Genomic DNA, 14,163 nt, shown 5'->3' with positions numbered 1-14,163 from the left:
ATTAACGCTTTGTTCTCCATTTAACAAGATCCCTCAACGACCTTACTACATAATTGGAAAAGTACCAGATGCTTTTCATCAGGCTCTGTTTTTCTATATGCCTGAATACATACCAGTTCCGTTTTGCCGCTTTCCACTTGTTGCTAGAGATGGAGTTATCAACAAGCCTGTACTCGGCCAAAACCTCAGGAATTCCATAAGCAAGGAATCCATTTTTAGTTATGGTAAGCCAATATACATAATCTTGCCTTGTTCGTATGTTAACCATTTTCAAATCACCGATTTTATCCCGATCAAGCATCACTGTCAGGCAACCAATCACACATCTTTTCATTAAATCATCATAATTGACGGATTCCGGAGCATCACTTACCGCGTTTGTTTTTGTGCCGTCTTCCAATATGCGAACATATTTTGTAAAGGAAAACGCGATATCTTTCTCCCTCATAAACTGTAATTGCTTGTCCAGCTTTTCCGGTAACCAGAGGTCATCACTATCCAGAAAGGCAATATATTGCCCTTTTGCATTTTCCATTGCCGTATTCCGAGCTACTGCGGAACCACTATTTTCTTCTAAGATAATCAACTTAATTCTATTATCCCGCTTCATATATTCTTTCACAATAGAGGGCGTATTATCAGTGGAGCGATCATCCACAATGACCATTTCCCAAGTTGGGTAGGTCTGATTCAAAACGGACTCGATCGTGTTCCCAATAAATTTCTCTGCATTATACGAAGGAGTAATTACTGAAATAAGTGGGTTATGTTCCATTTAAACACCCATTCCTTCTTGTATATTACCAGTTTTCCCAAGTTTTAGCAGTTCACGGTACCAGGAAACCAATTTTTGTTCCTCGGTATGCCAATTCAATTCTTCCGTTACCGCTCTTTTTCCGTTTTCTCCCATTTCCCTTGCTTCTTCGGGATGATTACGGAGATAGGAAATTGCCTGATTGATTTCATAATCATTGTTAGGGTCTACTGCAATTCCACATTTATAAGTTTCGATAAAATTTTTCCATACAGGAAAATCAGAGCATATAACTGGAAGTCCAGCATTCATATACTCAAAAAATTTCGTGAGTTCCTTTTTCATATAATGTTCTGTAGGTGGAAAGAGGGCGATTCCTGCTAACCAGTTCGTGTTCAAGTATCTATCTTCAATGACTTCCTTCTCAATAAACTGATCTATTCCTTCAATCACAAGATTATCTTTCTTATCGCCTGCAACAGCATACATTTTTTCCGCCAAATCACTTGGACATTTACCTACAAAATGCATTTGAATATTTTCATCGATTAACGGAATTTTGGAGTGAAGCATTGCACCTCGTACAACAGATACATTTCCAGTATACAATAATTTACTTTCTACAGGTCCATGACGTTTACTATTTAGGAAGTTCTCATTTATTGTAGGGTAGTTTAGAATGCATTTCCCGCTTGGATAGATATCTTTATAGTATTTTTCTGCAAGACATAATTCGAAATGACGCGTAAAAAACTTCTCTGTAAACTTATACGTTGAAGCAATTATTTTTCTAACGGGCATAGGCATATAATCCTTTTGTAAAATACTGGTGATGTAATCTTCATGAATATCATATATGACGACATTCTTTTTATTTTTCAATAGCCAAGCAACTGGTAATAGTTCCGGGTCATGAAAATGATACACATCTGCATTTAATTTTTTTGCTTCTTTATATGCAGCAAATGCCCCTAGAGTCATCCTCTTTAATCTGCTTTTATACGTTTTTAACGGTATATGTTTAATCGGCTTTTCTTTTGTTCCTTCTTTAACGCTTTCCTGCGCAATTAACGTCACATCAAAACCAGCTTGTTGAAGTGACTTGCATTCTTTATGATAGATCCGTGGATCGTATGGATGATGGACAGTTGTTAACTGAACAACACGCTTTGGAGTAGCCATACTCCTTCATCTCCCGTTCACATTTTATTCTATTGATCAAACGTTTGATCAAATATATTCTCGTATTGTTTAACAATCGTTTTGGCATGGAATGTGTTCGCACGTTCCAATCCTTTTTGAATTGCGTGATTGATTTGCTTTTCATCCCATGTTAGAGTTTCATATATTTTTTCGGCCAATGCTTTTACATCCCCTACCTCACACATTAGACCGTATTCACCATTATTTAATACCTCTTGTGCTCCAGGCTGTGCATTCGTTGAAACGACAGGTGTACCTGTAGCCAAAGCTTCTGCAAGTACATGCCCAAAGCCTTCACGTTTCGAGGACAGGACAAAAACATCCGCCTTAGTGAAATAAATATAAGGATTTTCCTGAAATCCAAGAAAGTAAACTTGCTCTACAATATTCAATTCTTCAGCCAGGCTCTTTAATTCTTTTTCTAGTTTCCCTTCGCCAAGAATAACAAGTTTGGTATCTATCCGACGATTTACTTCGGCAAAGGCTTTAATTAATGTCTTTTGATCTTTATCATTCACAAGTCTACCAGCTGTTATCATAACTTTTTCAGCCCCGGTAAAAATTACGGCGTGTTCTTCAGGTATCGTTCCTTCATTTATATTTCGCTGTATACTCTCGATATCTACTGGATTGTAGATTACCTCTATTTTCTCAGGTTTTACTTTATAACGATGTACGATATTTCCTTTAACCCCATTGGAAAGTGCGATTACTTTACTAGAGAATTTATATAGCAAACCATATAACCTTAATTTCAGGTCTGCAGAAGTGGTCCCACCTAAATAGGCTGCTTCACGAACAATATTTTTCGCACCAGTAAACGAAAAAAGATTCCCGAGGATAGCGATTGTATTATAGTTTGGAATCGTACTAAACACAATATCTGCTTTTTCCTCTCTGATCACCTTTGCTAATGGGAAAATAGCAGACCTCAGTCGCTTTGTCTTTAGTTTAATGAATTTTATTTCAGGATTCAGATATTGTTCATAGTTCCCATTATAATCTAATGTAACCAAAACAGGAGTGAACTTCGATTGATCCATATTATTTAAGATGTTCAGCAATGTTCGAGCTGCTCCACCTGCACCCATTTGGTAAATAAAAAATAGTACACGCTTTTTTTTCACTAAATAGTCATCCTTCTTTTTAAGCATTCCTTCGTAACAAATCAAAAATATACTGAACGAATTATACCACAGCATATTCAATAAATAAATTTCGATATGATTACAAAAGGGACCTGACGTGTCATTCAGATCCCTTTTCATTGCTTCATTAATCGTTCATCGATGGTCTTCCTATCGAATGATAAACTGCGCCACTTTCCTTGGCTAATTCCAGAGAATGACAGTTTCTTCCATCGAAAATTACGGCTTGATTCATATAGTTCTTATAACTTTCCAATGGATAAGCTTTAATTTCTGCCCATTCCGTGAGAATCATTGCTATATCTGCCCCATCGATAGCATCCTCTATACTTTTTGCAAATTTCACCTGACTTGATAGGACTTCTTTTGCGTTGTCTGTTGCTACTGGATCGTATGCAGTAACAATTGCTCCATTGGCAAGAAGCTTATTCGTAACAGATATGGATGGCGCTTCACGCATATCATCCGTGTTCGGTTTAAAAGCAAGCCCTAATACGGCAACTTTCTTACCACTTATATCTTTATATTTTTTTAGTACTTTATCAACGAGAATGTCCCTTTGGCGTTCATTTGCATCGACGACATTTTCCAATATCGGCATGTCATATTGAGCCTTCTTGCCGATGGAGATAATAGCTCTTGTATCTTTTGGAAAACAGGATCCGCCATAGCCTATTCCTGCATTTAGAAAACTATTTCCGATCCGCTTGTCCATTCCCATCCCTTTAGCTACGTGATCAATGTTTGCTCCTATTTTTTCAGAAAGATTTGCCATTTCATTGATAAAACTAATCTTCGTTGCTAAAAATGCATTGGATGCATACTTAATCATTTCCGCACTTCGAAGGTCTGTTCTTACAATAGGAAGTTTAAAGCCCTCATTTATTTTTTCCAATAGATTCAATGTTTCTTCATCATCAGATCCAACAACAATTCTGTCACCGTTAAAGGTGTCGTACACTGCTGATCCCTGACGAAGAAATTCAGGGTTGGAAGCTATTTTAATGGTTACTTCGTTTATAAGATTTGATTCTATTTTTCCCTTAATATACTCGTTGGTGCCAACAGGTACTGTGCTTTTCGTCACAATTACTGTATTTTCCTCAAGATGTTGGGCAATGGATTCACAAGCTTTATCGATATACGTTAAGTCAGCTGATCCATCCTCGCCCTGTGGAGTACCCACTGCGATGTAGACAAATTTCTTGCCAGCAAGACCTTCTTTATAATCCGATGTAAAGTCAAGATTTCCATTATTTATATTTTCTTGAAGAAGTTCTGTTAGTCCCTCTTCATATATGGGACTAATACCGCTTTTCAGGGTATTTATTTTTTCTTCATCAATATCGATACAGGTTACTTTATTTCCTATATGAGCTAGACAGACCCCTGTTACAAGACCGACATAGCCTGTTCCAATAACTGAAATTTCCATAGATGTATTTCACTCCTATTAACTTCTTAAGCTATCCAATTTCTTTTCCATATATGCTTTAATATCTTCATGCAAGTCTGGACGATTTAATGCAAAATCAATGGTTGCCTGCACAAACCCAAGTTTACCGCCAATATCATAACGTTGGCCATCAAAGTTATAAGCTAGGATCTGCTCCTGTTCATTTAATTGGGTTAAAGCATCTGTTAACTGGATCTCGCCGTCTTTTCCAGGTTGTTGATTTTCCAGAATAGCAAATATTTCAGGTGAAAGCACGTAGCGACCCATAATTGCCAAATTGGAAGGAGCTTCAGCATTGGATGGCTTTTCCACCAAGGACTCAATAGCTTGAATAGAATTGCCATACTGTTCGTTTGCCGAAGGATTGATAATCCCGTATTTGGAAACATCATCCCAGGGTACATCGTGAACACCGATTACGGAATGATTATAGTTATCATACACATTGATCAATTGTTTCAAACAAGGTTCCTCGGAAACGACAATATCGTCACCCAATAAAACTGCAAACGGTTCATTACCGATAAAGCTGTGTGCACATGCAATAGCATGTCCAAGACCCTTAGGTTCTTTCTGTCTGATATAATGGATATTAGCCAGATTGGAAATGGACTGGACCATTTCGAGCATCTCCAGTTTACCCTTTGCAGTCAGTTTTTCTTCAAGTTCATAGGATTTATCGAAATGATCTTCTATCGCTCTTTTCCCGCGACCTGAAATAATGATGATGTCCTCTATTCCTGATGCAACTGCTTCTTCTACTATATATTGAATTGTCGGTTTATCTACAATTGGGAGCATTTCTTTCGGCTGGGCTTTTGTAGCCGGCAAAAAACGCGTCCCTAAGCCCGCTGCTGGTATTATCGCTTTTTTTACTTTCATCTACTCTGCTCTCCTTAAATGCTAATGGTTATGAGGGTGATTATACGTTTAATTTTACCATATATCCAATAAAATCATGAAGAATAGAGTACCTAACTATCCTATCGAAATTGATCTGCTATACAAGCGAAACATATAATTGTATAATATTGAGCATAGATAAAAATAAACTAACTAACAAAAGGCAGGCAAAAAACATGAGTTTATTTAGTAAAATTCAAGCGAAGGAAGAAAGAATTGCTGTTATTGGACTTGGCTATGTTGGTCTTCCACTCGCTGTAGAATTCGCAAAAAAATATGATGTCGTTGGCTATGACTTAAATAATCAGAAGTTAAATCAATATATGAGCGGTGTAGATGTTACAAGTGAAGTCGGAGATGAAATGGTCAAAAATACGACCATGATGTTCACAGATGATGAAAGTGAATTGAAAAACTGTAAATTTCATATCGTAGCAGTACCTACCCCAATTAATTCGGATAAAACACCGAATCTAAATCCAGTAATCGGCGCAAGTGAGACTGTGGGCCGTAACTTAACAAAGGGCTCTATCGTTGTATATGAATCAACCGTTTATCCAGGAACAACAGAAGAGATATGTATTCCTATTCTCGAGAAAGTATCCGGCCTTGAGTACGGAGTAGATTTTAAAGTAGGTTATTCACCTGAAAGAATTAACCCGGGTGATAAAGTTAATACGTTAACAAAAATCACAAAAATCGTATCAGGCTCTGATGAGGAATCACTCAAGGAAATATCAGAAGTGTATGCTTCTATTATTGAAGCAGGAGTATTTGAAGCTGAATCGATTAAAGTTGCTGAAGCAGCAAAAGTGATTGAGAATTCGCAACGGGATATCAATATCGCATTTATGAATGAACTTTCCATGGTCTTTAATAAGATGGATATTGATACAAAGGCAGTTCTTGAAGCTGCGGGCACAAAATGGAATTTCCTTAATTTCACACCTGGATTAGTAGGGGGTCACTGTATAGGAGTAGATCCGTATTATTTCACCTATAAAGCAGAACAACTTGGATATCATTCACAAATCATTCTCTCAGGAAGAAAAATCAATGATGATATGGGAAAATATATTGCAAGTAACATTATCAAGAAAATGATTAAAGCAAAGCAGGAAATTGATGGAGCAAGAGTAGCCATTATGGGCCTTACCTTCAAAGAAAATGTATCCGACGTGAGAAACACAAAAGTAATCGATATTATTAATGAATTGGAAGAGTATGGTGTAGAAGTTATTGTCCATGACCCTCTTGCTGAGAAAGATGAAGTATCAAACGTATTTGGTATTACATTATCTGAAAGAGAAGACTTAACGAATCTTGATGCTATTGTTTTAGCTGTCCCTCATAAAGTATTCAAAGAAGACTACACGATTGAAATGCTTGATGAAATGTACAAAAATGACACAAAAGTTATCATTGATATTAAGAGCATATTAAATAAAAAAGATTATGAATCCAAAGGTTACAACTATTGGAGTTTATAAAGCTGTCGATCCTTTCCAGCTAGGAAGGGATCTTTTTTTATGGAAATTCCACCTTTTATTGCTTTGTATATTATCTGTTTCATATAAAACCATGTATACTATAAGTAAAGAAACACCCTCTAAGGAGGTGAAAAACATATTTATAAGAACAAAATTGTAAGCGCATTCATAAAATGCTATAAGGAGTGATTTCCAATGAAAAAGAAAACAATCACTTTAACCATTCTTACTTTCCTTGCTGGAGCAACCGTTACGTTTGCAGGTACGAATTATTATGCAGACCTGCTTGCTGGTCAGAAGGAGCAAATAAAGCAAGAAGTAGAGGAAGTTTACGAGGTCCGTCAAGCCGAAATGGGAGAACAGATTCAACATGATATGGTGATGGTAGTCGAAACGGAAAGACAACGCATCATGGAGGAAGCGGAAAGCTATTTGAATCAAAAATTAAACGAGCAACAACAAGGTCGTATGAATGAACATACTGCTGAAATTCAAGCTGAAGCCGACCGCATCCTAGAGGAGCTTAAAATTGAAATTGATCAACTATTTGAAGAATAACTCTTTTATATAAACCCTTAATCTATGGTGGTCCATAGCCTTACAGATTAGGGGTTTATAATGACCTTTTAAGCAATTCGCACATACTTCTCTTCTGCCCGAAGTAGCTTAACAGCTAAAAATGCAACAGCTGGAAAGAACATATATATCCATCTGTACTTCCTCATCTACATTCCCACCCTCTGCCAGTTCGTAACCGTCTCCGGATAATAAATGGCCTGGTATTTTTCCAGTTCGTCGGTACCAATTAATACATTTGTAAACTGCTGCATATATTTCATTTCTTCCATCGTATTTACCGGCCAGACTGCAATTGGGACACCCATTTCTTCAAACCGTTTCACATGATCTTTATTCAATTTACTGCATTGAACTGCGTAAAAGGATAAATCTAACTGTTTAAGATGTTCACATTCTTTCGGTAGTAATTCATTTGCCAATGGTCCTATTTGCAATTTCCTTGAGATAATTCGAAGTCGTGCGAGGGAAAAGTGATTAACCGATATGAGATATACCTGATTAAAGACATCTATCTTTCCGATAATTTCATATACTTTTTCTTCGAGGCCATGATAAAATCCGGTCTGTTTTAATTCGATAAAGACCTTGATACGATCCTTCGTCAATTGCAATACTTCTTCAAGCGATGGGATTTTTTCCTCGTAATTAATCGTAAATTGCTGAAGTTCCAGGTAGGTAAAATCCTTTATTTCCCCGTACCCGTCTGTCATTCGGTCGATGGTAGAATCGTGCATAACAATTGGAACGCCATCTTTACTCAAATGCACATCCAGTTTTGTATGTGTGAATCCTAAGTCGATTGCTGCCTGAAAAGAAGATAATGTGTTTTCCGGAAGTTTAAGTGAATAACCTTGATGGGCTATACCTCGTATCGTCATTCAATCATCCCTTCTTTTTTCTACTTTAGAACTTCTACTTTATATTTATTATAATGGATTATTATTAACGACCTGTGAATGCAATGTATATTGTTTGTAAAGTTAGTCTGGTTTCAAAAGTTTATTGTCTGTGCCGCATTAGATATAAAATGCGAACTACTATAGGGAACTTCGGCGATCGCTCTGGGAAATACACTGCGCTTTTCGCGGGCGGCTGGTGAGCCTCCCGCAGAAGTCTACGTGTATTTCCCAGAGCTTGTTAGAAGGGTTGCTGACTATTATTACAATCACGGGTAGCTGAAATAGCATCCTATAACTCACCAGTCCGGGTGAGCGGAGGGCGGTGACTCCTGCGGGAAAAGCACGCGTCCGAAGACCTGAAGAGCGATTTTCTCTTCGGGGCTGAGGCCGTGCCCGCGGAAAGCATCCGCCCAGAGCAATCCCGGACGGCGGCAGTAGCGCAAATCTTTATAAATTAACTTAAAGCTATGAAGTCTAGGAAATAATAAAGATCCATACCTAATTGGCTGGACCTTTATCTGGAAAATTTATTTATCTTTGCTTATTTTTATACTTATTATCGCTTTGGTTCCATTCTTTTGATCCTTTTATTTTCCCATTAAATTCATAGACTGCGACTGTCCCTGAAACCTCATGCGTTGCTGCTAGCAGGTCATATCCTGTTGGGCTTTGTGCCGCTGGGATAAACTGCAGGCCTTCTGGAGAAACATCTCCTTTAACATCTTCACTAAAATCACGGCTGGAGATTAATTTAGTGAACTCCGGCTGTAATGGATTGGATAAATCATACATCATTATTCCACTAAACCGTTCCAGCGCAATAAATGCGTAAGTTGTTCCATCAATCTCTCCGCTCACAATTGTTTCTGGCTCTGGACCTTTTGCATCACTGCGCCCATCATATTTAAGTTCGTCATTATTTGTATTAAAATGTTCCGGTAATGCTTCCGCTGTAATTCTTTCAAATTCACTCCCGCTGTCATAGATAAGTTCCATTGTTTCTGCATCGAAAATAGAAAAGCTGCGTGCTCCATAAGTATGCAACGATTCATAGATTCCTTCTTCATTTTTCCCTGATTCAAGCGTTATGTTTGTTTTACCCAATTCATCAAGCAGTCCATCTTCTACTGCCTGATCAAGCTCTTCCTGTGTGTATCCTTCATAGTAATCTGCGTTGAGTTGGATTTGATTCTTGATATCTTTAATGCTCGCTTCTTCCGAATAAGCATCATAATCCCGTGCATCGCCTTCATTCGGAGTTAGAATATACGTTTTTCCATCTGCTGTAAACGTATCAATGGCATCAGGCATATAAAATCCGAGGAGCGGTTGTTTTTCAATAGTTGTTTCATTGTTATCTTTTGCATCGATTTCATTAGCCGTTACAGAGTGATCTTTCATTCCCAAACCTTTCACATTCAAAATTTCCTCTGTTTCCAGATCAACCGTTGCGATTGCATTGTTTTCCTGCATGGATACAAATGCTTGAGAGCTGTCTTCAGAGACTGCTACAAATTCCGGTTCAAGCTGTTGTAAGGTTGTACCTTTTGACTGAACACGAACTTTCTCATCCAGTTCTACACCATCAAAAGAAAGCGTGTTTGCTCTAAAGCCATCTGGATTACCTGTTACATCAATAATCGAGATAGATCCTTCAGGGTCGACAGAATAATCATCATTGGGCTCCCCTTCATTTGCTACTACTGCTTTTGTGCCGTCTGGAGTAAATGTAACCATATCCGGTAAAGAGCCAACTTGTACATGATTCATATAGTCACCAGCTTTTGTAGTAAATACGATGTATCCAGGATCTGTCTTTGGATTACTTACTACAGATATGGCAATTAAGTCTTTTGTTGGATGGGAAGCAATACTTGTAATATCTTCTACATTTTCAATTCCATAATCAGCTAATAAAATACGTTTCTCCGTTTTAACATCTGAAAATTTACCTGACTTGAGTTTCTTAAAAGAAAGAATATCAAACCCGGCTGCTACGCCATTTGTAACAAATGCACGTTCGAGTTCAGAATCATATGTCATGATTTCCGTGCCGCCTTCTCCTAATCCGCTGTCATATTGACCTACTTGCGAAACGGTCAAGTCCTCTGCTCCATACTGGAATAAAGATGCTTGTTCTGCAAATACATTGAAAGGTACTGCACTCGTAAATAACATCGTTGCTGCTGCACCTGCTACAAATTTTTTCTTCATCGTCATTATGTATAACCTCCCCAATTTTATCCTTAAGGCAATCATACGTGATGGATGTAAACTGTCTGTTGCTTTTCTGTGATTTTTCAGTAAACTAACTTAAAAATAGCCGGCACCATTAGTATGGGTACCGACTATCTTTCTATGACTTATTTATTTTTATTTTTATTTTTATTCTTTCCTTTTGCTTTTCCTTGAGGTCCCATCACGACATCTTCCGTTACATTACCAGCGTAGTCGATAACGGTTACCTTTACCACTTGGCTTGGGTGGATATCCGTTAATTCCAGCTCTGTTTCACCAATAATTGGTTCTTCAGATACTGGTTCGCCATCGACGGAAACTTCCCATGATGCAACACCACTTCCGTCTTCATCGATTACTTGTAATGAAACTTCTCTTTGACCACGGTTGATATCTGCTTCTACTTCCGGTGCCGTCTTATCTACGAATACCGGTAGTTGGAACGATTGCCACTGGGCCCCTTCAAAATCAATTACTGCTTCTACTTCCAAGTAGTACTGACCTTCAGGTGCTGGTTGGCCATCGATGGTTCCGTCCCATGCCCAGTCAGAATTTAATTTGTAATGAGATCCTGCACCACTGTCATAGTAGTCTTTTCTTAAAAATTCTTCATTCGCTATCGTTTCAACGACGTTTTCGTTTTCATCAAGAACGTTGAAGTTAGCTTCCTTCGCATTTCTTAAGAAAGATAGAATTAGAAATGAATCATCCTGTACACCATCTCCATTTGGTGAGATTGCGATTTTTTCAGGATCATAGGCTTCTGTTGCTGCGTCATAACCTAAGAATCCATAGCTACCTCCACCTAAATCCGTCCCTACGCCAGTCATACCATAGTATGTCATATCATCCCACATTGGCGTATCAAAGATTGGCGCTGCGTCCCATTCGCCTTTAAAGCCAACATAAGGAACGGTCAGTTTGGGATTTGTGTCTGTTGGGTCTGTGAGCGTTACAAAACCTTCCAGCCAGTATCCGTTCGTGAAAATACTGTTCAAATCAGTATCCCATTCACTTACATCGATTGTTACTTCGAATGAGGTAGAGCCATTTGCTGGTACTTCTACTGTGCTAGTAGATCCTCCGTCAATAGTTACTACATCGCCAAGATCCAATGCACCGAATAAGTTAGGTGCTGATACCATAACTCCTGCATTAACTGGAGTATCAGTTTGCGCATTCGCCTGCACATCATAACTTACTGCTTCATCTGAGAAGTTTTCTGCAGTTAATTCAAATGTCACTTCATTTTCTGTTACTTCTTTTAATGCAACTTTTGCTTCATTTGTTTCTGATTCTGTAACAACTACTGGCGAAGATAATGCTGCATGGATCTGCATCATACCAGAACCTTGGCGACGTGGTGATACAAGTGCACCATCGAATTCTACTTGATTAGCTGTATTCATTAATAGATTTTTTGTGAGATTGACACGGTCGGCACCTTCATAGGCAAATTCTTCATCGACCCGTTGCAGTACGAGTGCGCCACCACCGGACACATGTGGTGCTGCCATGGACGTACCACTCATGAGACCATATTGGTCATCATTCAGTGTAGAAAGAATTTGTCCACCTGGTGCCGTGATTTCTGGTTTGAAATCAAGATTCGGGGTTAATCCCCATGAGCTGAATGTACTCATCTTTCCTGCATCCGGATTGTCAATGGTTGTTTGTTCACCTGCAAATTCAAGTGTAACTGCTTGTCCATTTTGGATGGCTTCTGCAAGTGAGTCCCCATCACTCTTCAGCATAAACAGCTGCGGAATCGTGATTGAAGGATCTGTAGCCATATTAATGATACCATCTGTATTGTTATAGATGACTACACCTGCTGCGCCAGCATCTTGGGCGTTAAGTGCTTTTTCAGTAAATGCAATTTCCCCACGCACGATGAGGGCATATTTGCCTTCTATATCTTTTCCTTCAAAGTCTTCCGGATATCCTAGACCTGCTTCTACCACTTCAAATGATTTCTGTTGGATGTCATTTGGATGTGTGCTACTAGCTGATAGGAAAGCTGCACTTCCCGGTTCCTCGTCAATTGTATAATCTACTGCATCTACTTGCATCGTTGTATTTTCAAAGGAAGCTACTTGCAGGGAATCATAGGATACACCTGGTGATCCACTTACTCCATAATCCGGATTGGATGCATATGGATAGAAATAGCCATCTCCAAACAATGCGGAGTTACCGGCAGATATTGACATAAGAACGCCATTGTCCACAGCATTGGATACTGCTAGTTGTTCTGGAGATTCTGAGTCAACGAATCCTGCAGTTGAACCAAGACTCATGTTCAATACATCCGCCCCAAGTTTAATCGCATCATCAATCGCTTTGATATAAATATCTCCATAGGTGGATTGCATGTCTGGATCATTACCGAAAACTTTTAATGCCAAAAGCTGTGCTTCTGGGGCAATACCTGAAATGCCGCCATTTTCTTCATCCCCATTTGCTCCAACTGTGCCACCAACGTGCATGCCATGGTAACTTGCAGCTGAATGGATTTCACGAATTTCATCATTGTCATCCATATAGTTGTAGCCATATGGTACTTTTTCAGTATAAAATTGTCCTGGCAATTCTTCTTCACTGACGATTTGGCCTACTTCTTCTTCTGTCAGTTCAGCTGTTTCATTATCTGTTAGAACCATATCACGGTGGCTGGGATCGATTCCTGTATCAATAATACCTACAACCATCCCTTCCCCTTTGTAACCATAGTCGCGCCAAGCTTCTTGCGCCTCTACCAATTCCTTACTGTAGGTCATATTCGGTTCTGCAATTGGACGTTCATATTTATTAGAGATATAGACTGCCTTTACCTCTGGTATGGATTCAATTTGCTCAATTTCATTACGTTTTACTTCGGCACTAAATGCATTCACAACTGCTGTAAACTCTTCTAAGTATGTCGCATTTACGTTTTTGCCTTTCATTTTATCTTTTACTGCCTTTTGTTGTGCTTTTGCAGCTTTTTCCAGTTTCTTCTTTTCCGATTTTGCTAGTTTGTCATATTTGACACCTTTTTTTGTTGCATTAATGATTGGAGCTTCGTCTTTCATCTCCACGATAATCCTTAATTGCTCATTTGGGTCAACTGTTTCCTTTATTTCCTCGGTGGTGAGATTTTCTTTCTTTTGCAGTGGTGCAGTCTTTACCATTGCACTCGCAAAAGAGAAGTTACTAAAAACCAATAAAACGACTAATAATGACGCTCCGACTCTTTTCAGCATCCAATTCCCCCTAGTTTTTAATAGATTGCTAGTTTCTGATTACAAAGCGCTCTAACTTTTGGAAAAGCATGAGACTTAATATTCAGATATATCAATCATATAGAAAATCTATTAAATCAAACAGTGTAATAGGACCCGGTAAAAAAGATACACCAATCCAACTATATTCACCAACAAACACTGCAAATAGTCCCAAAAAACCGAACAGTGCCTGTCACTCCCCGAATTTTGTCGAATGAACAATACGG

10 protein-coding genes are annotated in these 14,163 nt (G+C 38.5%); 2 read left to right on the top strand and 8 right to left on the bottom strand.

Annotated features, from left to right (window positions below):
- Nucleotide 1 precedes the first annotated feature (1 nt).
- The 5 genes from ACFOUV_RS14585 to galU form a co-directional block, all read right to left on the bottom strand.
- Nucleotides 2-775, bottom strand: a complete 774-nt coding sequence (locus tag ACFOUV_RS14585) for a glycosyltransferase family 2 protein (protein WP_379497518.1) — start codon at nucleotides 773-775, stop codon at nucleotides 2-4.
- On the bottom strand, nucleotides 776-1,936 hold the full coding sequence (locus ACFOUV_RS14580; RefSeq protein ID WP_379497517.1) for a glycosyltransferase: 1,161 nt from the start codon (nucleotides 1,934-1,936) through the stop codon (nucleotides 776-778).
- A gap of 29 nt (nucleotides 1,937-1,965) precedes the next feature.
- Entirely contained in the window at nucleotides 1,966-3,084 is a 1,119-nt protein-coding gene (locus ACFOUV_RS14575) for a glycosyltransferase (RefSeq protein ID WP_379497516.1), read from the bottom strand.
- Between the two features lie 148 nt (nucleotides 3,085-3,232).
- Entirely contained in the window at nucleotides 3,233-4,540 is a 1,308-nt protein-coding gene (locus ACFOUV_RS14570; protein WP_379497515.1) for a UDP-glucose dehydrogenase family protein, read from the bottom strand.
- An 18-nt stretch (nucleotides 4,541-4,558) separates the two neighbouring features.
- Nucleotides 4,559-5,443 (bottom strand): UTP--glucose-1-phosphate uridylyltransferase GalU, encoded by an 885-nt coding sequence (gene galU, locus ACFOUV_RS14565; protein ID WP_379497514.1) that lies wholly within the window; start codon nucleotides 5,441-5,443, stop codon nucleotides 4,559-4,561.
- A gap of 197 nt (nucleotides 5,444-5,640) precedes the next feature.
- Here galU and ACFOUV_RS14560 point away from each other — a divergent pair, with 197 nt between their 5' ends.
- Both ACFOUV_RS14560 and ACFOUV_RS14555 read left to right on the top strand, forming a co-directional pair.
- Nucleotides 5,641-6,954, top strand: a complete 1,314-nt coding sequence (locus ACFOUV_RS14560; protein WP_379497513.1) for a nucleotide sugar dehydrogenase — start codon at nucleotides 5,641-5,643, stop codon at nucleotides 6,952-6,954.
- A 195-nt stretch (nucleotides 6,955-7,149) separates the two neighbouring features.
- Nucleotides 7,150-7,512: a hypothetical protein gene (locus ACFOUV_RS14555; RefSeq protein ID WP_379497512.1), complete on the top strand. Its 363-nt coding sequence runs from the start codon at nucleotides 7,150-7,152 to the stop codon at nucleotides 7,510-7,512.
- Between the two features lie 167 nt (nucleotides 7,513-7,679).
- Here ACFOUV_RS14555 and ACFOUV_RS14550 read toward each other — a convergent pair whose 3' ends face one another.
- The 3 genes from ACFOUV_RS14550 to ACFOUV_RS14540 form a co-directional block, all read right to left on the bottom strand.
- Complete coding sequence (locus ACFOUV_RS14550) at nucleotides 7,680-8,411, bottom strand: glycerophosphodiester phosphodiesterase (RefSeq protein ID WP_379497511.1); 732 nt, start codon at nucleotides 8,409-8,411, stop codon at nucleotides 7,680-7,682.
- 552 nt (nucleotides 8,412-8,963) lie between these two features.
- Nucleotides 8,964-10,652 carry a choice-of-anchor I family protein gene (locus ACFOUV_RS14545; RefSeq protein WP_379497510.1) on the bottom strand — a complete coding sequence of 563 codons (1,689 nt, stop codon included), beginning with the start codon at nucleotides 10,650-10,652 and terminating at the stop codon, nucleotides 8,964-8,966.
- 143 nt (nucleotides 10,653-10,795) lie between these two features.
- On the bottom strand, nucleotides 10,796-13,915 hold the full coding sequence (locus ACFOUV_RS14540) for a S8 family serine peptidase (RefSeq protein ID WP_379497509.1): 3,120 nt from the start codon (nucleotides 13,913-13,915) through the stop codon (nucleotides 10,796-10,798).
- Nucleotides 13,916-14,163: the final 248 nt, after the last annotated feature.

It is taken from the genome of Oceanobacillus longus (genome assembly GCF_042650085.1).
GTDB classification, from domain to species: Bacteria; Bacillota; Bacilli; order Bacillales; family Amphibacillaceae; genus Oceanobacillus; species Oceanobacillus longus.
Note: the sequence above shows the minus strand (reverse complement) of the source record. Positions and strands in the feature narration are given on the sequence as shown.